Here is a 19,434-nt window from a genome sequence, read left to right on the forward strand (position 1 = left end):
CGATGCAGCATTTCGTCATCATCGGCGGCGGCCAGTGCGGCGCGCGCGCGGCCTTCGCGCTTCGCGATCGGGGCTTCGACGGATCGATCACGCTTATTGGCGACGAGCGGCATCTGCCTTACGAGCGGCCGCCGCTTTCCAAGCAGCATATGCTGGCGCCTGATGGCGCCGAGCCGCCTTTTATCGCGGGGCAGCAGCAATATGACGAACGCGGTATCGTCGTGGTCGCTGGCGATGCCGCCACCGCGATCGATCGCGAGCGCCGCACCGTCGAATTGGCACGCGGCCGGCAAATTCCTTACGACAGGCTGCTGATCGCGACTGGTGCGGCCCCGCGGCGCCTGCCCGCGGCGGAGGGGCTCGACCATGTCTTCTATCTGCGAACCCATGACGATGCGGCGGGCCTTGCCGCGCGTCTGACGGCGGGCGGCCACGTCGCGATCATCGGCGCGGGCTTTATCGGCCTGGAATTGGCGGCAGCTGCCCGCCAGCGCGGGCTTGAGGTCACCGTCATCGAGGCATTGCCGCGCATTCTGATGCGGGGCGTGCCTGAGGAAATTGCCGCAAAGGTCCAGGCGCTTCATGAAGGCAACGGCGTGCGGATCGTGTGCGGCGCCGGTATCGAGCGGCTCTCCGGTGACAGCGATGGTGTCGTCCTGGCCCTCCGCACCGGTGAAATCCTGAAAGCCGGTACGCTGGTGGTGGGCATTGGCGCTCAGCCTCGCGCCGAACTGGCTGTGAAGGCCGGTCTCACCGTCGACAACGGCATTGCCGTCGATGCGAGCCTGCAAACCTCGGATCCGGCAATTTTTGCGGCCGGGGATTGCTGTTCCTTTCCGTATGAGGCCAAGCGAATCCGGCTGGAGGCCTGGCGCAATGCGCAGGATCAGGGCGCGCACGCGGCCGCCGGCATGCTGGGCGCGGTCAGCGCCTACGAGGCCGTCCCGTGGTTCTGGTCGGATCAATATGATTGCACGCTGCAGATCGCCGGTCTCGCCGACGGCGCGGTCACAAGCGTGCGCCGGGAAATCGAGCCCGGGACATTCATTCTCTTCCACCTCGCGGAGGACGGGCGCCTGCTGGCCGCCAGTGGCTTTGGACCAGGCAACCGCATCGCCAAGGATATCCGCCTCGCCGAGATGCTGATCGCCAAGCGGGCAAAACCCGATGCCGCAGACCTTTCGCAGCCGTCGGTGAACTTGAAATCACTGTTGCCGCGCGCTTAGCTTGGATCACCGAAAGCGGAATCCCGAAAGGAACATCAATGGCAGAGGTCAAGATCGGTATCATCGGCACCGGCGTGATGGGGAGCGACCATGCGGCGATCCTTGCGGAAGGTGTCGCCAATGCGCGGCTCATCGCTGTGCAGGACTTCAGCCGGGAGCGCGCGATCGCCGTTGGCGAGGCCTCTGGTGCTCGTGTTTTTGCCGGTGCGGATGAGCTGATCGCCGACCCGGATGTCGACGCCGTCATGGTCTGTTCGCCCGATGAAACGCACGCTGCGCTGGCGCTGAAGGCGATTGCCGCCGGCAAGCCGGTGCTGGTGGAAAAGCCGCTTGCGGCCGGCATCGAGGATGCCGAGGCGATCATCAGTGCCGAAACCAATGCCGGGCGCCGTCTGGTGCAGGTCGGTTTCATGCGCCGCTTCGATCCCGGCTATCGCGAGATGAAGCATACGCTGCAATCGGGCGAACTCGGCCATGCGCTGTTTCTCCACTGCATCCACCGCAACGCGGTGGCGCCCGATTATCTGACCTCGGATCTGGTGATTGCCAATTCTGCAGGCCACGAATTCGATATTGCCCGCTTCCTGCTGGACGAAGAGATTGCCTCGGCCTTCGTCACCAGCCCGCCGCCGACGCGGAATGCGCCGAACCGCCAGCCGCAATTCATCCTGTTGCAGACGGCATCTGGCGTCGTGATCGACATCGAGGTCTTCACCGACGCCCAATACGGATATGACGTCCGCGCCGAGCTCGTCTGCGAGGACGGAACGGTATCGCTGGATCCGTCGCCGCATACGACGCTTCGTGCAAAGGGCCATGACGGTTTCCGGACCCCGCCTGATTGGCGGCCGAGGTTCCGGCAGGCCTACCGAGCACAGCTGGAAGCCTGGACGTCCGGGATACTCACCGGGCAGCCGACCGGCGCCAGCGCCTGGGACGGCTTCATGGCGATGCAGGTCACCAAGGCCTGTCTTCAGGCATGGAAATCGGGCGAGCGGGTGGCGGTCCCGCGACCCGAAAAACCCGATTTCTACTGATTACGCGGCAGTCCGGGCCCAGAGCGCCCGGATCTCGTCCTTCAGAAGCAGCGCCTCCTGCCAGCGGTCGGTGCTGTCTTCGCCGTCGCGGCCGGTGATGGCATAGGGTTTCGGGCCGAGCTCGCAGGTGAAGGCGAGGGCGTCGTTGGCGCCTGCCCGCTGCCGCCAGCTGCGGAAACCGTAATCCCACCAGCCCATGAACAGATCGACCCACGGCCGGTGATGCGGGAAGGAGATCTCGATCTGCACCTGCTCGCGCGAGGCAACGCGGCCATGAAAGGCCCAGGAGCTGTCGAGAACGCGCTGCATCAGTTCGTGGTTCTCATCGGAGACCGGCCAGGCGAACTCGCGGCCAACAAGAAAATGCGAGAGATCGCCGAGCAGTTTCAGATCCGGAAGCCGGTCCATCAGGTCGAGGGTGAAGAACAGGTCGGTGGTCATCCGGTCGCGATGCGTCTCGATAAAGACCGGAATGCCAGCCTCCTCGGAAAGCCGATGCCAGCCCTCCAGCAGCGGCAGGCAATCCTCGATCCGGCGCAGCCGGACGTCCGGCTGCAGGCAAAGATGCGAGACATCAAATTCTGCGGCATTTTCCAGCGCCGGTTTCAGCTCGTCGATCGTCTTCGGAAAGCATTGCCCCTCCGCCTTCAAGCCGTGGTCCTTCAGCAAAGCGGCAAGTGGCCGGACATAGGTGCGGTCATACCAGTGGGCGCTCACGCCGTCGAAACCGGCCTCGGATATCAGGTCGATATTCTCCTCGAGCGGGCGCTCCGGGGTGAGTGCGCTTCGAAGCTCCATGGCCCACAGGGATTGGAAGACGGTGAGGGATTGCATCGGTGGCCTCGTCGTTGGTTAGAGGTTCTGGGCACTGACCGTCATGAAGCGCACCGGATCGGTGATGACCTCGGTGCGGATGATGTCGAGCTTGCGCAGGATGAGATCGACGGAGCGCCGCGCCTGCACTTCGGGCGCCTGGTCGAGACAGATATCCAGCAGGCCGGTTTCCAGATAGCGCTTCTTCTTCTCGGTGAGCTCATGACCGACCCAGAAGATATCACGCTGCCTGGCCCATTGCTGCAGGACGATGGCGACACCTTCGTCGCCGCCGCCGGCCGAATAGACGCCGATGATTTCAGGATCGCGGCGCAGCGCCTCGCCGAGCAGTTCCGCGCATTGCAGATCATCGTCGCGTCCCATCATCACCAGCGATACCGCGTGGCCATTGGCGCCCTTCTCGGTGACGTAATCGGAAAAGCCCTGGATGCGCTGGCGGTGGTTCGAATAGGCGCCGCTATGACAGATCGCGGCGAAGTTTCCGCGCCGGGCCGCCAGCATGCCGGACATGTAATAGGCGGCGCTGCGCCCGGCGGCATAATTGTCGATGCCAAGATAGGGGACCTCGGGGTCGTCGCAGCGGGTGACGACCTGGGCAACCTCGACGCCCGCGGCACGCACCCGCCGCAGGCTCTCGATGACCTTCGGGTGGTCCTGCGCGCAGATGATCAGCCCGGAGCGGCGGAAGCTCGGATTGGCGATGTGATGGGCCATGCCGATCGGATCGCTTTCCTTGATGAAGGTGCGGTGCAGGATGACGGCGCGGTCAAGCGAGGCGGCAATGCGCTCGAAGGCCTGGTTCAACCGGGCGAAGAAGCTGGTTTCAGGGCGCACCAGAATGACCTCGATGCGGATGGCGCCGCGATGCGTTTCCGTCGAGCGCTCGCCGTAGCCAAGTTTCTTGGCCGCACGGATCACCTTTTCTGCCGTCTTCTCGGTGACGCCGCCGCGGCCGTTGATGACGCGCTCGACGGTGGCGATGCCAAGCCGGGCCTCTGTGGCGACATCCTGCAGTGTCGTCTTTTTCATCAAAACCTCCCCAAAACTCCGCTCGACAGTCAAGCATTGCAGCGCCTCTGGCGAAATCGCTCAGTTGATCAAAACACATCAAGACAGCGATGGGAAACGGCACTGTTGCTGCGGTAATTTTCCGGCACGAGTTGGAGGATATCAGATGGACGACACACTTTACGGAAAGCGCAACAAACGTGGCGACTGGGCGCCTTCCAAGCTTATTCAGTATCCGCCAGTCTTCATCTGGCCGGTGCAGCCGCTCCGTTTCCTGAAATGGGTGTTCGGCTATCCGGGCTACCTGATGCCGTGGAACGTGCTCTATGCGGCGATCGGCACGCTGCTCTGGCTCTATGCAACGCCGTCGCTCGAGACCGCAAAGACCTTCTCGATCGGCTGGATTGCCTATCTGCTGGTGCGCAACGCCGCAATCGTCTTCGTCTTCTTCGGCGCGTTCCACCTGCGCCTCTACATGCAGAAGAAGCAGGGGACGAGCTTCAAATTCAATGCCAAATGGCCCTCCGTCGGCAACGACGCCTTCCTGTTCGGCAATCAGACGGTCGATAATGTCATCTGGACTTTCGCCAGCGCCGTGCCGCTCTGGACGGCTTTCGAGGTGCTGACGCTGTGGGCCTTCGCCAATGGCATCATTCCCTATGTCTCATTCGCCGAGCATCCGGTTTACTACGCCGTGGTGATGCTCTTGATCCCTACATTCCGCGACCTGCATTTCTATCTGGTCCACCGGCTGATCCACTGGCCGCCGCTCTATCATGCCGTCCACAAGCTGCATCATAACAACGTCAATCCCGGCCCCTGGTCAGGTCTTGCCATGCACCCGATCGAGCACCTGCTGTATTTCTCCGGCGTGCTGATCCATTGGATCGTTCCGTCGAACCCGGTTCATGCGATCTTCCATCTGGCGCATGCCGGCCTCGCACCGGCGCCCGGCCATGCCGGTTTCGACAAGATCGTCGTCGGCGAGGAAAGCGCCATCGATACGCACAGCTACGACCACTACCTTCACCACAAGTATTTCGAGTGCAACTACGCCGATGGCGTGATCCCGCTCGACAAGTGGTTCGGCACTTTCCACGACGGTTCATCCGAAGCGCAGGAGCGCATGGACAAGCGGTTCATGGAGCAGGCCAGACGCCGGGCCGAAAAGAAGGCGCGCCGCGAACGGCAGGCTGGCTGATCTTCCCAAGCAACCCGCAGGCCCGGCTTCTCCGCCGGGCCTTTTTGCTGTCCGGATCCCTGCAAATGAGGGATTTTCATCAATTTTTCCACGGACTGCGCGATCTTCCCCGGCTAACGTTTTCGTGCGGCCGGCTGGCGCCGCCTTATCTCTGGGAGGAGAGAACATGCTGAAATTGCTGACCACCAGCGCGGTTGCCCTGGTGCTTGCTATGCAGGCGCACGCGGCCGATCGCATCGGTGTTTCGATGGGGACGCTCACCAACAATTTTCAGACGCTGATCGTCAACGGCATGCAGGATTATGCCAAGTCCGTCGGTGTCGAGCTGCAGATCGAGGATGCGACGACGGACGTCAACAAGCAGCTCGACCAGGTCAAGAATTTCGCTGCCGGCGGCGTCTCGGCCATCATCGTCGATCCCGTCGATTCAGATGGCACGCCGGCTCTCAGCAAGGTCGCCGAGGATGCCGGCATCCCGCTGATCTATGTCAACGTTCAGCCGACCGATCTTTCGACGCTCGGCAAGCAGCAGGCTTTCGTTGGTTCCAACGAGGCCGAATCCGGCACGCTGCAGACCAAGGAAGTCTGTCGCATTCTGGGCGGCAAGGGCAATGTCGTCGTCATGATCGGCGACCTGACGAGCCAGGCCGCGCGTCAACGCACTCAGGACGTCCATGACGTCATCGCGACGCCCGAATGCAGCGGCCTGAAGGTCGCTCAGGAGCAGGTCGGTAACTGGAGCCGCGTCAACGGCGCCGATCTGGTCTCCAACTGGCTGACATCGGGCTTGGAGTTCGATGCCGTTCTTGCCAACAACGACGAGATGGCACTCGGCGCCATCTCCGCATTGAAGAATGGTGGCGCATCCACGGACAAGATCATCGTCGCCGGTATCGACGCCACGCCGGAAGCCCTGCAGGCGATGAAGGCGGGCGACCTGAAGGTCACGGTCTTCCAGGATGCGAAGGGTCAGGGCAAGGGTTCGATCGATGCGGCTTTGAAGGCGATCAAGGGTGAAAAAATCGACCGCGAGGTCTGGATCCCGTTCCAGCTGGTGACGGAGAAGAACATGGCTGATTTCGAACATCTGAACTGAGGCGCGGCTCGCCTCACGGGCAGCGTCATGAAGGCCACGCAGCGCTGACCCGCTCGTGGCCTTTTCCCGCGCTCTCAGGTGGCAGGAAGCGGTTCGCTGATGACGACGAAATTGGCGCAGGAATGCTCGACATTGGCAATGCGGATGCGCAACTCGCGCCGCGATGTCAGCAGGAAGAGAAATACTTTCTTGGCGCGCTGCGCCCGCCGCAGAATCTCCTCGCCGCCAAACAGCAGGCCGTCACGCTCACCAAGTTCGAAGGCCACGTGCTCGCTGTAATTCTCGTCCGTAATGGTGATTGTCCCGAGACCCGACAGCATTGTGAGCATTCCTCATCATGAGGAATGACTTTTGTCGAAGTCCTAATTTAGTGCAACACGGTGTTCCGGTTTTCCACGGGGATGTTGGAACACGTAGGGGGGGACTTTTGGAAAACGGCTAGCTTCGCGTCACGCCGGGTGAAGGCGTGCCGTCCGCGATCGCGCATTTCATACCATCCCCTCAGAACTTGACGCCGACGCCGATCATGATCGTGTTCTGGTTCAGATCGAAATCACCGCCCGCCGCACCGCCGAAGTTGCCGCTGCCGTAGTCGGTATAGCGATATTCGCCGCGGGCAAAGATGTTCTGGGTGAAGGCGTAGTCGATACCGGCGCCGATCGTCCAGCCGTTCAGCGTGTCGGACACATCGGAAGCCCCGGTCGGATGACCTTCTGCCCGCGCGATCGCCCAGCCGGCCGTTCCGTAGAGCAGGGCGTTGTCGAAGGCATAGCCGACGCGGGCGCGGACCGAACCCTGCCATGTCGTCTCGACGGAGCCAAAGGCCGTGTCCTCTTCGTTCCAGTTATGGAGGACATCGCCTTCGACGCCGATCACCCAGTTATTGTCGAACTGGTAGTTGTAGCCGGCAAAGCCGCCCAGGATCCCGCCGTTGGCGTCGACATTGGATGCACCGTCAGGATCGAATGTCGTCCAGCTATAGCCACCCTCGGCACCGATATACGGGCCAGACCAGGTGAAAACCGGCGTTATCGCCTCCGGTTCGACCGGCGCAGGCGGTGGTGTCAGGTCCGCGGCCTGGGCTGATATTCCCGCCAGCGAAGCAGCAAGAACGGTGAGAATAGCGAATTTCATATTCGGTCTCCCTAAATTGCATGACTGTTAGATAGGTAGCCCCGGGCCAAAAGTCTCTAGCCCTTTCGATCACAAATGCCTGCGCGCTGCGCAGGCGGCGGATCCACCATTGACAGTCCTTTGAAAACGCGACAGTTTCCCGCCCATTCCGAGGGGAGCATCTGACGATGCTGAGATGGCGCTGAGCTGGACCCTTGAACCTGATCCGGGTCATGCCGGCGTAGGAACGGAACAAGATGCCCCGGTATCTCCCTTCGTCTTCGCTTTGCCTGGATCTCCATTGCCGTCTGGAGGTCGCTTCGCCATGTCTGTTCTGCCGCGCTCACGCTCCTCAGTTTCCACTGACACCTGAAGGATGCGCCCTCTCAACGCTCTCTATGGTGCAGTCTTGCTGCTTGCGATCTGGCAGGCGGTCATCTGGCTGTTTGCGCCGGCGCATTTCATCCTGCCTTCGCCGCTTTCGGTCGCTTCGGTCTTTGTGCGGCAGCCGCTGTTCCTGCTGGAGCAGAGCCTGACGACGGCGCTCGAAATCGTGCTGGGATTCCTCTGCGGAGCAATCTCGGGTGCGGCGGCGGCCTTCGTGCTGTCGGCCTTTCCGGCCGCCGGTGCGCTGGTCTGGCCGCTGGTGCTGATCCTGCAGGCCTTCCCGGTCTTTGTGCTGGCGCCGATCCTGGTCATTTGGCTCGGCTTCGGCATGGCCTCCAAGGTCGCCATGGCAACGATCATCATCTTCTTTCCCGTCGCTTCGGCTTTCGCCGACGGGCTGCGCCGGACCGAGCGCGATATCCTCGATGCCGTGTCGCTGACAAATGCCAGCCACTGGCAGACGCTGGTCCGCATCCGGATGCCGCTTGCGGTTCCCGCCCTCGTTTCAGGCTTGAGGATCGCCGCCCCGCTGGCGCCGCTCGGCGCCGTGATCGGCGAATGGGTCGGCGCGTCGGCAGGCCTCGGCTTCGTCATGGTCCAGGCCAATGCGCGCATGCAGACCGACATGGTCTTTGCCGCCATGGCAGTGCTGGCAGCGATGACGCTGATCTGCCGGGTGGTGGTCGACAGGCTCACCTCCGGCTGGACACCATGGGCAACCACGCGCTGAACGATTTTCAAACTGCACATTCATGGAGCCAACATGCTGCGTCTGATATCCGCCACCTTCCTTGCCCTTGTGGCGCTCGCTTCGCCGTCGCTTGCCAATGACAAGCTGACAGTGATGCTGGAATGGTTCGTCAACCCCGACCACGCACCGCTTGTCATCGCCGGGCAGAAGGGCCTGTTTGCAGCGCAAGGGCTGGATGTCGAGCTCATCCCGCCGGCCGATCCCTCGGCGGTGCCGCGTCTGATTTCCGCCAAGCAGGCTGATATTGGCATCCATTACCAGCCCAACCTCTACCTCGACCACGAAGCCGGATTGCCGCTGGTGCGCGTCGGCACGCTGGTCGAGACGCCGCTCAACACCGTCACCGTGCTTGCGGACGGGCCGATCAAGAGTCTTGCCGATTTGAAGGGCAAGAAGGTCGGCTTTTCCGTCACCGGCTTCGAAGACGCGATGCTGAAGCGGATGCTGGAAAACGCCGGTCTCACGAAAGAAGACGTCGAGCTGGTCAACGTCAATTTCGCCCTGTCGCCATCGCTGATCGCCGGCAAGGTCGATGCCAATGTCGGCGGCTTCCGCAATTTCGAGCTGACGCAGATGAAGCTTGAAGGCCATGAGGGCAAGGCATTCTTTCCAGAAGAAAACGGCGTGCCGCCCTATGACGAGCTGATCTTCGTCACCCATCGCGATTCGATCGCCGATCCGCGGCTGCCACGTTTCCTCGCGGCCGTCGAACAGGCCTCGATCTTCATCACCAATCATCCCGAGGAAGCCTGGCAGCTGTTCGTCAAGGCCTATCCTGCTCTCGACGACGAACTGAACCGCACGGCCTTCTTCGATACGCTGCCGCGTTTCGCCAAGCGTCCCGCGGCGCTCGATACCGCCCGCTACCAGCGGTTCGGGGCCTTCATGCAGGAGATGGGTCTGGTGAAGACCGCACCCGATGTCGAGGACCTTGCCGTCGAGGTAAAATAGCCCTGTGGCGGCCCTGCCACGGCGCCGTGCAAATGTCCCCGGCCGTTAACTGAACGTTGCGGCCGGGGCCGCGCGTTAACTATTTGTTAACCACGAAGCAGCTACACCGAAGCAATCAAAAATTAACCAAGATTGCTAATGTGTTAACCGACGCGCGCTCCATCCGTATCAAAGGCCGTTCGTTCCTGGCGGTCGTTTTGACGCCCGATCTGCCCTTCGATGAATGGCTGGTCCGGCTCGACGATCTGGCCAAGCGTTCGGCAGGCTTTTTCCTGGGAAGGCCGGTTGTCCTCGATGTCGCCGATCTCCAGGCGGACCGGGCTCAGCTGAAGTCGATGATCGCTTCGCTTGGCGAACGCGGCGTCCGGATCATGGGCATCGAAGGAGCGCGGCCATCGCAGCTCGACGCCACCATGCCGCCGGGCATGAGCGGCGGTCGCCCGGCACCCGATGTCGACGTCGCCGACGTGCCGCAGGCGAAGGAGCCGGCGCCGAAGGCCGAGGCGCAGGTGCAGGCCACCGCGCCCGTTCAGGTAACACGCGCCACGTTGTCATCGATGGTTCTGCACGAGCCGGTGCGCTCGGGCCAGTCGATCATCTTCCCGGAAGGCGACGTGACGATCATCGGATCGGTCGCTTCGGGCGCCGAGATTATCGCCGGCGGCTCCATCCATATCTACGGCGCGCTTCGCGGCCGGGCGCTGGCAGGTTCGGTCGGCAACTCGTCGGCCCGGATTTTCTGCCGAAAGCTGGAAGCGGAATTGCTGGCGATCGACGGCATCTACAAGACGGCAGACGATCTGCCTGCCGAACTGCGCGGCCAGCCTGCGCAGCTCTGGCTCGAAAACGACGCGATCCTTGCATCGCGGCTGATTTAACGGACGAATGGTTTAGGACAGGAGAGGGGATATGGGTAAAGTCATAGTTGTTACCTCGGGTAAGGGTGGCGTTGGCAAGACGACCTCTACGGCCGCACTCGGCGCCGCTCTGGCGCAGCGCAACGAAAAGGTCGTCGTCGTCGATTTCGACGTCGGCCTGCGCAATCTCGATCTCGTCATGGGTGCCGAACGCCGGGTCGTCTACGATCTGGTCAACGTCATCCAGGGCGATGCCAAGCTCTCGCAGGCGCTGATCCGCGACAAGCGGCTGGAAACGCTGTTCCTGCTGCCGGCCTCGCAGACGCGCGACAAGGATTGCCTGACCGCCGAGGGTGTCGAGCAGGTGATCAACGATCTGAAGCGCAACTTCGACTGGATCATCTGCGATAGCCCGGCCGGCATCGAACGCGGCGCCACGCTCGCCATGCGCCATGCCGATATCGCCGTCGTCGTCACCAACCCCGAGGTCTCCTCGGTTCGCGACTCCGACCGCATCATCGGCCTGCTCGACTCCAAGACGGCGAAAGCCGAAAACGGCGAGCGGATCGAAAAGCACCTGCTGCTGACCCGCTACGACGTGACCCGCGCCGAGCGTGGCGACATGCTGAAGGTCGATGACGTGCTGGAAATCCTCTCGATTCCGCTGCTCGGCATCATTCCGGAGAGCATGGACGTCCTGCGTGCTTCCAATATCGGTGCGCCGGTGACGCTTGCCGATCAGAACACGGCGCCGGCCAAGGCCTATTTCGAAGCCGCCCGCCGCCTGGCAGGCGAAGTGGTGCCGGTTACGGTACCTGGCGAGAAGCGCGGCCTGTTCGGCAAGATCTTCGGACGGAGGGCAGCATGAACGTGTTCAACTTCTTCCAGAAGAAAAAGTCCGCGCCTGTTGCCCGCGAGCGGCTGCAGCTTCTGCTCGCCCATGAGCGCATCACACCCGGGGCCGACCTGGTCTCGATCCTGCGCGAGGAAATCCTCGCCGTGATCGCCAGGCATGTGGAAATCGACGGCGACCGGCTGCAGGTGAAGATCGACCGCGGCGAGCATGTCTCGGTGCTGGAGATCGACGTCGAAATTCCGGCGAAGGCAGCGCAGGCGGCTTAAGCCCGCAAGATGCTCGGCCTTGGTGCCTCGAAAGTCCTGCGCCCGCGTTTGCATCCAAAGATGACGCGGGCGTTTTCGCGGATCGCCTGTTCCCTGTCGATGGAATCGATCAGGATGATATCGGCAGGCGAGCCGATCTCGATCGGCTGCTCATCCCTGCCCATGATCCGCGCTGCCGAGGTGCTGATCATCTCGAAGGCCAGTTGCATGTCGCTGCGCCGCGAAAGCTGCGCGACATTCGCATAGAGGTTGGCCATTCTCAGCAGCGATGCATCGCCATAGGGCGTGAAGGGATTGAGGATATTGTTGTTGGCGATCGAGGTCAGCACCCCTTCGGATGCCAGCAGATGGGCCGGTGCAACGCCGCGCGGCACAAGCCGGTCATGACCGCGGCCATTCAGGAAGAGATCAGTAGAGGGCAGGACCGTAACGGCAATGCCGGCTGTCTTCAATTGCTGTGCGAGCAGCTGAACGTCCTCCGGCGCCATCGCGGAGAGGCTGGTCATGTGGCCGAGCGAGACGCGGCCCTGATAGCGGCGGCGCACCGTCTCCTCGATGACCGCAGGCAGATTGGTCTTTTCCGGCGAAAGATCGAAATCGAGATGGAAATCGATGGCGGTGCCATGCTTCTCCGCCAGATCGAAGATCATCCGGATCTGGCCCCGCGGATCGGGATCGATATAGGGCGCTCCGCCCACGAGGTTGGCTCCATCCGCGAGCGCCGCGTCGAGCATTTCAAGCGTCCGCGGCTCGTTTGTCAGTCCGTCCTGTGCGAAGGCGCAGATCTCGATATCGATCGCGAAGGCATAGTCTTGGCGGATCTGCTTGATCGCCTCGAAGGAGCGCATGCCGGCGCGCGGATCGATCTCGGCGAAGGTGCGCATGCGCATTGTGCCGTTGACGATCGCCTTTTCGACGACGCGCGCCGCGCGGGCATAGACGTCCTGCTCGGTGAAACCGGCCTTGGCTTTCGCGGTCTCACTGATAGCCTCGGCCAGTGTTCCCTCGCATATGCTGCAACGATCGAGGATGCAGGCCTTGTCGAGATGAACGTGGCTATCGGTAAAGCCACGGCTGGCAAAGGCGCCCTGAGCATCCGTCGTCTCGATGGCCTCGCAGACGAGTTTCGCACCGATCGCGGCGATGCGCTCGCCGGCGATGCCGATATCGACAGGCATATCGAAACGCTCGAGGCGCGCATTGCGGATCAGCAGATCGAAAACGGGCGTGTTCATCGTCAAAAACCGATCGCCCCGCCATCGCTGCGCGGATCGTGCGCGCCGGTGATCGCATTGTCATCGCCGATGCGGATAATCCCGGCCTGGCCGCCGAGCTGGCTGAAGGCATCGATGCTGCTGACCTCATGGCCGAGCGCCCCCAAGCCTTCCAGCACCGAAGCGCCGGCATTGGCTTCGATCTTCAGACTGTCCCTGGCGTCCGAGAAGGTTCGTCCGAGCAGGAAGCGCGGTTGCGACAGGGCAGCCAGCGGGTCGAGCCCATGGTCGATGAGCAGCGACAGCAGCAGCGCCAGCGTCTGCGGCTGACCGTCGGCGCCCTGCGTGCCATAAAGCAGATGCGGGCGCCCATTTTTCAACGCCATGCCGGGGTTCAGCGTATAGAATGGCCGCTTGCCGGGTCTCACATGGTTCGGGCTTGCCGGATCGAGGCTGAAAGCCGCGCCGCGGTTCTGCCAGAGAATTCCGGTGTCACCGGCAACCACGCCGCTTCCCCAATCGAAATAGATACTCTGCAGCATCGAAACGCTGCGCCCTTCGGCATCGACGGCAGCCAGGAACGCCGTGTCGCCATGCTTGTATGGGTGCGGCCATGGCATCGCATGGCCGGGGTCGATCGTCCGGGCTTTTGCCGACAGCCGCCCGGGCGCCAGCAGCCGCTGAGGGTCGATGGCGGCGAAGAGCGGATCGGCGATCGACGGCCGGTCGAGAAAGGCCTGTTTCACCGCCTCGACGAGATTATGATAGAAACCGGCCTCCCGATAATCGAAGCCGGCCATCGCGAACTCGCCAAGCACGCCCATGATGCCGAGCGTCGTGACACCTTGCGTCGGCGGCGGCGGGGCGAGAAGCGTCAGGCCGCGGTAGGGGAGAGACAGAGGCTCCCCGGCGATCGTCCGGGTGCTCGCAAGATCGCTGGCTCTGACCGGCGACCCCGCTTCGGCGAGGCCCAAGGCAATACGGCGGGCGAGTGCGCCTTCATAGAATTCGCGTGGACCGTTCCCGGCGATGGTGCGCAGCGTTGCCGCCAGGGCCGGCTGGCGCTGGATGCCGTCCTCAGCAAAGATTGCCGAAAATCCGGGCCACGACGCCAGTTCGCCCTTGCGGAATTGGTGCCAGAAGCGCTGCGAAGCGCTGACAGGAAAGCCGTTCTCGGCAAGCGCGATGGCATCGTCCAGAAGGGCGGCAAGCGTTTCACGCCCGCCCCATGCCGTACCCGAATGATCGAGCAGGTGTTCCCAGCTGTCGACCAGACAGGCGCTGGTCAGCGCCGACAACGGACCGCGGAGCGTCATATCGGTCAGCGCCGGCAGATGTTCGGCCGCCTGCCCGATGCCGAGAAAGGTCGTGGCCTTGCCCGAGGCGTCGGCGATTATCCAGATCGCATCGCCGCCAAGGCCGCAGAAATGCGGATAGACGACGGACAACGCCGCGCCCGCAGCGATGATCGCCTCGATCGCGTTGCCGCCGCGCCTCAGAACCTTTTCTCCCGCCTCCGCCGCAAGCCAGTGCGGTGCCGTCACCATCGCCGTCCGCGATGTGGCGTTGACGCTCTGGCTCTGGCGGCGTTCTGCGGCCGACATCAGCGGATCACCGTCCCGCCCTGGGCAACAAGCCGGCCCGCCTTGAACACCTTGCGGTCCTTCGGCACGCTAACGACGGCCTGCGGAATGTGTGGCGCCTCCAGTGTCACGAAATCTGCTTTGGCGCCGATCTCAAGCCCGTAGCCTTCAAGGCGGAGCGCCTTGGCGCCAGCTGCAGTCACGACATCGAAGGCGGCGGTGAGTTCGTCGTCGGTATGGAAGCCGGAGCGGTAGCCGATGATCTCGGCACGGCGCAGCATGTCGCCATCGCCATAGGGCCACCAGCTGTCGCGGATGTTGTCGCTGCCACTGAAAACCGTCACGCCTGCCTTGCGCAGCAGCGCGACCGGCGGAAAATTGTGGTTGCCCGGCGCATTGGTCATGATCGAGACGCCGCTTGCAACAATCAGATCGGCAGCCTTCTTCGCCGCGTCCTGCTGCAGGTCGCCGAGCCCATAAGCGTGGCTGACCGTCACGTGGCCGCCCATGCCGAGCGCCCTCGTGCGGGCGCAGATTTCCTCGATGGTGAAAAGTCCGAGTGTGCCGGCGTCATGCAGATGGATATCGATATCGACGCCGCGCTTTTCGGCAATGCCGAAGACGACGGCGAGGTGGGCGGTGACGTCGCGGTCGAAGCTTGCCGGATCGAGGCCGCCGATCAGGTCGGCGCCGAGGCCGATGGCGGCATCGAGCAGCTCCGGAGTGCCGGGGCTTTTCAAAATGCCGCTCTGCGGGAAGGCGACGAGCTGGATATCGATCAGATCACGGTACTCTTCGCGAACCTTCAGAATGGTCTCCAGCGACCTTAGGCCGACCGAGCCATCGACCATGACATGGCTGCGCATCGCCGTCGCGCCATTGGCGATGCAGAGATCGAGCTGGTTGCGCGCCCGTTCCGCCATCGGCGCGGCCTGCGCCATGTTCTCAGCCTGAAAGGCGACACGCTGGTGGACATCGAAGCCATTGGTGCAGGGCTTATGCGGGATCCAGGCATCGCCATAGAAGCTGGTATCGAGATGAATATGACCTTCGACAAAGCCGGGCACGACGAGGGCGCCTTCGAGATCGACAGCCTCCACCGGTCTGGCCGCCTTTCCGGCAGGCTCCAGCGAGACGATCCTGCCGGCGGCGACGCCAATGTTCTTCAGCGAACCGTCCGGCAGCCGGGCGTTGGTAAAGACGGTTTTGATATCAGCCATCGCGTTCTTCCTTGATCTTGAGCGCCGCACCACTCCCTGCAAGCCGGGTGCCAGATGCAGTGCGCGCGCGAATGACGCAGCTTCGCAGGGCATGGCCTGCATTAAGTCTGGATGCAGCCTCTACAACATGTCTACAGAAAAGGCAAAATCATGTATACATGATTACAGAAGCGGCAGCGGCTTAAGAGCTGATGTCGCCGCTGTAGCGCGCAAGAATGCTGCCGAGATCCGGACGGTCGTCACTCTCGTCCACAATCAGCGCCCGGGTCTCGACCGAGATCAGATGCTCGTTCATCAGGCGTTCGGCCGCTGCAGCATCGCCGGTCTTCAAAGCGGCGATCAGGGCGGAATGTTCACTGATGGCGCATTCGCTGGAATGCGGGCGGCTGTACATCGCCAGGATCAGCGAACACCGCGAGACGAGTTCGAACAGATAGCGTTCGAGAAGGGTGTTGCCGGAAAGGGTTGCGAGCTTCAGGTGAAACTCGCCGGCAAGCCGCGTGGAAAGGCGGGCGTCACCCTTGGCATGCGCCTTTTCCTCTTCGCTCACATGATTTCTGAGTGCATTCTCGATGGCCGGCGACCAGCGCTTGATGACCGCCTTCATCGCCTCGCGTTCGAGCGCCCGGCGCACGGCAAACACATCGCGCGCCTCTTCGAGGCTCGGCTGGGCAACGGTCGCCGTGCGCTTGTGGTAGGTATCGACAAGCCCCTGCGTCTGCAGCTTCGCCAGCACCGCGCGAACCAGCGTCCGGCTCATCGAGAAGTGCCTGCCGATCTCATCTTCCGGCAGCTTCGTCCCGGCTTTCAGCGCCTGTTCGACGATGGCCCGGCGCAGCGCAAGAGTGGCGGTTTCGACGCGATCGGAATTGGAAGACATAGGGGCCTGCTGGTTGCGGATTCCTGTATACATTACTGCGCGGATGGGCATACGGCAATCGGCTGAACGGGCCGATGCCGAAACGCAAAACCCGCCGCGTGCTGAGACGCGACGGGTTCGGTTTCTGCCTGAAAATGCGCCGCTGTTAGCTGCGTGGCTTCAGGTTCTCGGCGTCATAGAGCGGCTTGTATCCGACGCCAGCCACTTCGACCGGATAGGTTTCGGCGAAATATTCGACATTCAGCTTGCGCCCGACTTGGCAATATTCCCAGGGCAGGTAGGCGAGCGCGATGTTCTTGCCGATCGTCGGGCCGAAGGCGACCGAGGTCGTGTAGGAGCGGCGGCCGAGTTCGTCGATCAGCACGGCACCGGTGTCCGGATCCATGACCGGCATGGAGCCGACCGGATAGCGCTTGACGCCCGACTTGTCGGTATTCTCGGTCATCACCAGCGTGCAGAGTATCGCCGGCTGGTGTTCGCGGGCCTTGTATTCCAGGTGTTTGGCCTTGCCGCGGAAATCGGCTTCCTTGACCTTCGGACGCGCCAGATCGCTTTCGATCAGGTTGTACTGGGTCAGAAGGTCGGCATTCTGCAGGCGCAGGCTCTTTTCCATGCGGCGCGAGTTTGCATAGGTTTCGACGCCGAAGGCCATGACGCCTGTCGAGCGGAGGGCATCCCAGACGGCAAGACCGTCCTCGTATTTCATGTGCAGTTCCCAACCCTGCTCGCCGACATAGGAGATGCGGAAGGCCGTCACCGTCTTGCCGGCGATTTCGATCGGCTTGATGGCGGCAAAGGCGAAGTTTTCGGCATCGAGGCCCGAAGGATCGGCAACCACCTTCTTCAGCGTCTCGCGGGCATTCGGGCCCCAGATGCCGACGGTGATGTACTTCTCCGCGACGTCGGTGATGGTGACATCGAGGCCGCGGTCCTGAGCGACGCGCTTCATGTAGTGGAAGTCGCGCGGGCCGGCATCGGCGCCGTTGATCAGGCGGCAGCGATCGGCCATGCGGATGACGGTGAAGTCGGCGCGAACCATGCCTTCATCGTCGAGGAAGTGGGTGTAGATGCCCTTGCCGATATTGGCGTCGCCACCGATCTTGGCGGCGCAGAGCCATTCGAGAAGCTCGACATGATCAGGCCCTTCGATATCGACCATGTGAAAATGGCTGAGATTGACGATGCCGCAATCCTCGCTCATCGCCAGATGCTCGGCATTCGAGACGCGCCAGAAATGGCGGCTGTCCCATTCGTTTTCGCGGACCGGAATGCGGTCGCCATACTTTTCCAGAAGGTGCTCATTGGCGGCGTAGCCGTGCGCACGCTCCCAGCCGCCAAGCTCCATGAAGTAGCCGCCGAGTTCCTTTTCGCGCTCGTAAAAGGGCGAGCGCTTGGCGTTGCGGCCGGAGGCATAGGGTTCGCGGGTGTGAACGGCCGGGAAGTAGATCTTCTGGGCGGCTTCGTAGCAGCGGCCTTCGATGAAGTCTTCCGTCAGTTGATGCGGATAGAAGCGGGCGTAATCGATCGAGTTGTGGTCGATCTCGGTGCGGCCATCGGTCATCCAGTCGGCGATCAGCTTGCCGTAGCCCGGGCCGTCCTTGACCCAGATAGCGACGCAATACCAGAGGCCGCGGACCTTCTGGCTCTCGCCGCAGGAGGCGCCGCCGCCGGCCGAAACCTGCAACAGGCCATTGAAGGAGTGGCCTTCGTTGTAGCCGAGCTCGCCCAGGATCGGCGTCAGCTCCATGGCGCGCTCGAGCGGCTCGATGATCTGCGCCATCTCAAGGTCGCGTTGCGACGGCGACAGGCGCGCTTCGTGCTTTTCGAGCAGGTCGCGCGGATGGCACATGCGCGGATTGGTGGTCTCGTAATAGCCCCACTCGATCTGGCCGCCTTCTGTGGTCGCGGGGTCGCCGGTGTCGCGCATATAGGCGGAGTTGCCCTGGTCGCGCAGCAGCGGGAAGCCGATTTCCTTGCCGGTGCCTTCGAATTCGTTATAGGGGCCGAAAAAGGTCAGCGGGTGATCGACCGGCATCACCGGCAGGTCTTCACCGACCATTTCAGCGATCAGGCGGCCCCAGAGGCCGGCGCAGACGATGACGTGATCGGCCATGATCGTGCCGCGATGGGTGACGACGCCCTTGATGCGACCGCCCTCAACGATCAGCGACTTCGCCGGCGTATTGCCGAACATCTTCAGCTTGCCGGACTTTTCGGCCGCATCGACCAGCTTGCCGGCAACAGTCTGCGAGCGCGGGATGACGAGGCCGGCATCCGGATCGAACATGCCGCCCTGAACCTGATCTTCCTCGATCAGCGGGAACATTTCCTTGATCTCGGCGGGCGAGACGTAGCGGGCGTTGGTGCCGAAGGCCTTGGCGGAGCTCAGCTTGCGCTTGATCTCTTCCATCCAGGTGTCGTCGCCGGTGCGGGCAACTTCCAGACCGCCGATACGGGCGTAGTGGCCCATCTTCTCGTAGAAATCGATCGAATATTGCGTGGTCCAGACGCTGAGATAGTCGTGGCTGGTGGTGTAACAGAAGTCGGAGGCGTGTGCCGTCGATCCGATATCGGTCGGGATGCCTGACTTGTCGATGCCGACGATGTCGTCCCAGCCGCGCTCGATCAGGTGATGAGCGATCGAGGCGCCGACGATGCCGCCGAGACCGATGATTACGACTTTAGCCTTGCTTGGAAATTCCGCCATCACTTGAACCCTTGAATCTTGGTGCGCCGAATCTAGTACAGGCCGAAACGGCACTACAGTCGATCCACGACAATAAGATGTAGCGATCCGCCAAGGGGCTTGTCTATTCGAGACGCGAACCCGCTGGCTCTTTTGCGACATCTCTGCACGATGCAATGGCATTTGTTTCGAAGAGCGATATGTTGAACGAAGCGCCGCCCGGCGGGCGGCGCGCTATGCATGAGTTCAGGCAGGGAGGAGCCCTTCT

Annotated in this window: 18 protein-coding genes and 1 riboswitch; of the genes, 9 read left to right on the forward strand and 9 right to left on the reverse strand. The window is 62.5% G+C overall.

Annotated features, from left to right (window positions below; translation table 11 throughout):
* The first annotated feature begins 2 nt into the window (after nt 1-2).
* Together AC1DNK_RS13960 and AC1DNK_RS13965 are read left to right on the forward strand one after the other, a co-directional pair.
* Nucleotides 3-1,226 carry an NAD(P)/FAD-dependent oxidoreductase gene (locus tag AC1DNK_RS13960; RefSeq protein ID WP_477941660.1) on the forward strand — a complete coding sequence of 408 codons (1,224 nt, stop codon included), beginning with the start codon at nt 3-5 and terminating at the stop codon, nt 1,224-1,226.
* A 38-nt stretch (nt 1,227-1,264) separates the two neighbouring features.
* Entirely contained in the window at nt 1,265-2,263 is a 999-nt protein-coding gene (locus tag AC1DNK_RS13965; protein ID WP_477941661.1) for a Gfo/Idh/MocA family oxidoreductase, read from the forward strand.
* Here AC1DNK_RS13965 and AC1DNK_RS13970 read toward each other — a convergent pair whose 3' ends face one another.
* Together AC1DNK_RS13970 and AC1DNK_RS13975 are read right to left on the reverse strand one after the other, a co-directional pair.
* The gene (locus tag AC1DNK_RS13970) at nt 2,264-3,097 is read right to left on the reverse strand and encodes a sugar phosphate isomerase/epimerase family protein (RefSeq protein WP_477941663.1); all 834 of its coding nucleotides are present in this window, start codon (nt 3,095-3,097) and stop codon (nt 2,264-2,266) included. It abuts the gene before it with no gap.
* An 18-nt stretch (nt 3,098-3,115) separates the two neighbouring features.
* Entirely contained in the window at nt 3,116-4,126 is a 1,011-nt protein-coding gene (locus AC1DNK_RS13975; RefSeq protein ID WP_477941664.1) for a LacI family DNA-binding transcriptional regulator, read from the reverse strand.
* 145 nt (nt 4,127-4,271) lie between these two features.
* On the opposite strand from AC1DNK_RS13975, the gene AC1DNK_RS13980 reads away from it, so the two are divergent.
* Both AC1DNK_RS13980 and AC1DNK_RS13985 read left to right on the forward strand, forming a co-directional pair.
* Nucleotides 4,272-5,306 (forward strand): sterol desaturase family protein, encoded by a 1,035-nt coding sequence (locus AC1DNK_RS13980; protein WP_477941665.1) that lies wholly within the window; start codon nt 4,272-4,274, stop codon nt 5,304-5,306.
* A 166-nt stretch (nt 5,307-5,472) separates the two neighbouring features.
* A complete protein-coding gene (locus tag AC1DNK_RS13985; RefSeq protein WP_477941667.1) occupies nt 5,473-6,402 on the forward strand; it encodes a sugar ABC transporter substrate-binding protein in 930 nt (309 codons plus the stop codon).
* 74 nt (nt 6,403-6,476) lie between these two features.
* Here AC1DNK_RS13985 and AC1DNK_RS13990 read toward each other — a convergent pair whose 3' ends face one another.
* The gene (locus AC1DNK_RS13990) at nt 6,477-6,722 is read right to left on the reverse strand and encodes a hypothetical protein (protein WP_112388602.1); all 246 of its coding nucleotides are present in this window, start codon (nt 6,720-6,722) and stop codon (nt 6,477-6,479) included.
* 181 nt (nt 6,723-6,903) lie between these two features.
* Nucleotides 6,904-7,536: an outer membrane protein gene (locus AC1DNK_RS13995; protein ID WP_112388601.1), complete on the reverse strand. Its 633-nt coding sequence runs from the start codon at nt 7,534-7,536 to the stop codon at nt 6,904-6,906.
* 141 nt (nt 7,537-7,677) lie between these two features.
* Nucleotides 7,678-7,780, forward strand: a riboswitch (TPP riboswitch).
* A 111-nt stretch (nt 7,781-7,891) separates the two neighbouring features.
* On the opposite strand from AC1DNK_RS13995, the gene AC1DNK_RS14000 reads away from it, so the two are divergent.
* The 5 genes from AC1DNK_RS14000 (at nt 7,892) to minE (ending at nt 11,583) form a co-directional block, all read left to right on the forward strand.
* Entirely contained in the window at nt 7,892-8,632 is a 741-nt protein-coding gene (locus AC1DNK_RS14000) for an ABC transporter permease (protein ID WP_477941668.1), read from the forward strand.
* A gap of 33 nt (nt 8,633-8,665) precedes the next feature.
* Entirely contained in the window at nt 8,666-9,604 is a 939-nt protein-coding gene (locus AC1DNK_RS14005; protein ID WP_477941669.1) for an ABC transporter substrate-binding protein, read from the forward strand.
* A gap of 131 nt (nt 9,605-9,735) precedes the next feature.
* Complete coding sequence (gene minC / locus AC1DNK_RS14010; RefSeq protein WP_477941815.1) at nt 9,736-10,482, forward strand: septum site-determining protein MinC; 747 nt, start codon at nt 9,736-9,738, stop codon at nt 10,480-10,482.
* Between the two features lie 31 nt (nt 10,483-10,513).
* Nucleotides 10,514-11,329 carry a septum site-determining protein MinD gene (gene minD, locus AC1DNK_RS14015; protein WP_112388598.1) on the forward strand — a complete coding sequence of 272 codons (816 nt, stop codon included), beginning with the start codon at nt 10,514-10,516 and terminating at the stop codon, nt 11,327-11,329.
* Complete coding sequence (minE, locus tag AC1DNK_RS14020; protein ID WP_112388597.1) at nt 11,326-11,583, forward strand: cell division topological specificity factor MinE; 258 nt, start codon at nt 11,326-11,328, stop codon at nt 11,581-11,583. The genes minD and minE overlap by 4 nt, the downstream gene beginning before the upstream one ends.
* On the opposite strand, the gene AC1DNK_RS14025 is transcribed toward minE, so the two are convergent.
* The 5 genes from AC1DNK_RS14025 to AC1DNK_RS14045 all read right to left on the reverse strand — a co-directional run bounded on the left by AC1DNK_RS14025 (nt 11,580) and on the right by AC1DNK_RS14045 (nt 19,187).
* Nucleotides 11,580-12,818 (reverse strand): amidohydrolase family protein, encoded by a 1,239-nt coding sequence (locus AC1DNK_RS14025; RefSeq protein WP_477941671.1) that lies wholly within the window; start codon nt 12,816-12,818, stop codon nt 11,580-11,582. The genes minE and AC1DNK_RS14025 overlap by 4 nt on opposite strands.
* A gap of 2 nt (nt 12,819-12,820) precedes the next feature.
* Nucleotides 12,821-14,401: a gamma-glutamyltransferase family protein gene (locus tag AC1DNK_RS14030; RefSeq protein WP_477941673.1), complete on the reverse strand. Its 1,581-nt coding sequence runs from the start codon at nt 14,399-14,401 to the stop codon at nt 12,821-12,823.
* Nucleotides 14,401-15,600 carry an amidohydrolase family protein gene (locus AC1DNK_RS14035; protein ID WP_477941674.1) on the reverse strand — a complete coding sequence of 400 codons (1,200 nt, stop codon included), beginning with the start codon at nt 15,598-15,600 and terminating at the stop codon, nt 14,401-14,403. The genes AC1DNK_RS14030 and AC1DNK_RS14035 overlap by 1 nt, the downstream gene beginning before the upstream one ends.
* 181 nt (nt 15,601-15,781) lie before the next feature.
* Nucleotides 15,782-16,480 carry a GntR family transcriptional regulator gene (locus AC1DNK_RS14040; RefSeq protein ID WP_477941675.1) on the reverse strand — a complete coding sequence of 233 codons (699 nt, stop codon included), beginning with the start codon at nt 16,478-16,480 and terminating at the stop codon, nt 15,782-15,784.
* Nucleotides 16,481-16,625: 145 nt separating this feature from the next.
* Nucleotides 16,626-19,187, reverse strand: a complete 2,562-nt coding sequence (locus tag AC1DNK_RS14045; RefSeq protein WP_477941676.1) for a GcvT family protein — start codon at nt 19,185-19,187, stop codon at nt 16,626-16,628.
* Between the last annotated feature and the right edge of the window lie 247 nt (nt 19,188-19,434).

Source organism: Rhizobium sp. 01N424 (assembly GCF_056399485.1).

What these genes read in the sequence shown, in the direction of transcription:
- AC1DNK_RS13960 (WP_477941660.1), top strand. Translation starts at nt 3, where the DNA reads ATGCAGCATTTCGTCATCATCGGCGGCGGCCAGTGCGGCGCGCGCGCG.
- AC1DNK_RS13965 (WP_477941661.1), top strand. Translation starts at nt 1,265, where the DNA reads ATGGCAGAGGTCAAGATCGGTATCATCGGCACCGGCGTGATGGGGAGC.
- AC1DNK_RS13970 (WP_477941663.1), bottom strand. Translation starts at nt 3,097, where the DNA reads ATGCAATCCCTCACCGTCTTCCAATCCCTGTGGGCCATGGAGCTTCGA.
- AC1DNK_RS13975 (WP_477941664.1), bottom strand. Translation starts at nt 4,126, where the DNA reads ATGAAAAAGACGACACTGCAGGATGTCGCCACAGAGGCCCGGCTTGGC.
- AC1DNK_RS13980 (WP_477941665.1), top strand. Translation starts at nt 4,272, where the DNA reads ATGGACGACACACTTTACGGAAAGCGCAACAAACGTGGCGACTGGGCG.
- AC1DNK_RS13985 (WP_477941667.1), top strand. Translation starts at nt 5,473, where the DNA reads ATGCTGAAATTGCTGACCACCAGCGCGGTTGCCCTGGTGCTTGCTATG.
- AC1DNK_RS13990 (WP_112388602.1), bottom strand. Translation starts at nt 6,722, where the DNA reads ATGCTGTCGGGTCTCGGGACAATCACCATTACGGACGAGAATTACAGC.
- AC1DNK_RS13995 (WP_112388601.1), bottom strand. Translation starts at nt 7,536, where the DNA reads ATGAAATTCGCTATTCTCACCGTTCTTGCTGCTTCGCTGGCGGGAATA.
- AC1DNK_RS14000 (WP_477941668.1), top strand. Translation starts at nt 7,892, where the DNA reads ATGCGCCCTCTCAACGCTCTCTATGGTGCAGTCTTGCTGCTTGCGATC.
- AC1DNK_RS14005 (WP_477941669.1), top strand. Translation starts at nt 8,666, where the DNA reads ATGCTGCGTCTGATATCCGCCACCTTCCTTGCCCTTGTGGCGCTCGCT.
- minD (WP_112388598.1), top strand. Translation starts at nt 10,514, where the DNA reads ATGGGTAAAGTCATAGTTGTTACCTCGGGTAAGGGTGGCGTTGGCAAG.
- minE (WP_112388597.1), top strand. Translation starts at nt 11,326, where the DNA reads ATGAACGTGTTCAACTTCTTCCAGAAGAAAAAGTCCGCGCCTGTTGCC.
- AC1DNK_RS14025 (WP_477941671.1), bottom strand. Translation starts at nt 12,818, where the DNA reads ATGAACACGCCCGTTTTCGATCTGCTGATCCGCAATGCGCGCCTCGAG.
- AC1DNK_RS14030 (WP_477941673.1), bottom strand. Translation starts at nt 14,401, where the DNA reads ATGTCGGCCGCAGAACGCCGCCAGAGCCAGAGCGTCAACGCCACATCG.
- AC1DNK_RS14035 (WP_477941674.1), bottom strand. Translation starts at nt 15,600, where the DNA reads ATGGCTGATATCAAAACCGTCTTTACCAACGCCCGGCTGCCGGACGGT.
- AC1DNK_RS14040 (WP_477941675.1), bottom strand. Translation starts at nt 16,480, where the DNA reads ATGTCTTCCAATTCCGATCGCGTCGAAACCGCCACTCTTGCGCTGCGC.
- AC1DNK_RS14045 (WP_477941676.1), bottom strand. Translation starts at nt 19,187, where the DNA reads ATGGCGGAATTTCCAAGCAAGGCTAAAGTCGTAATCATCGGTCTCGGC.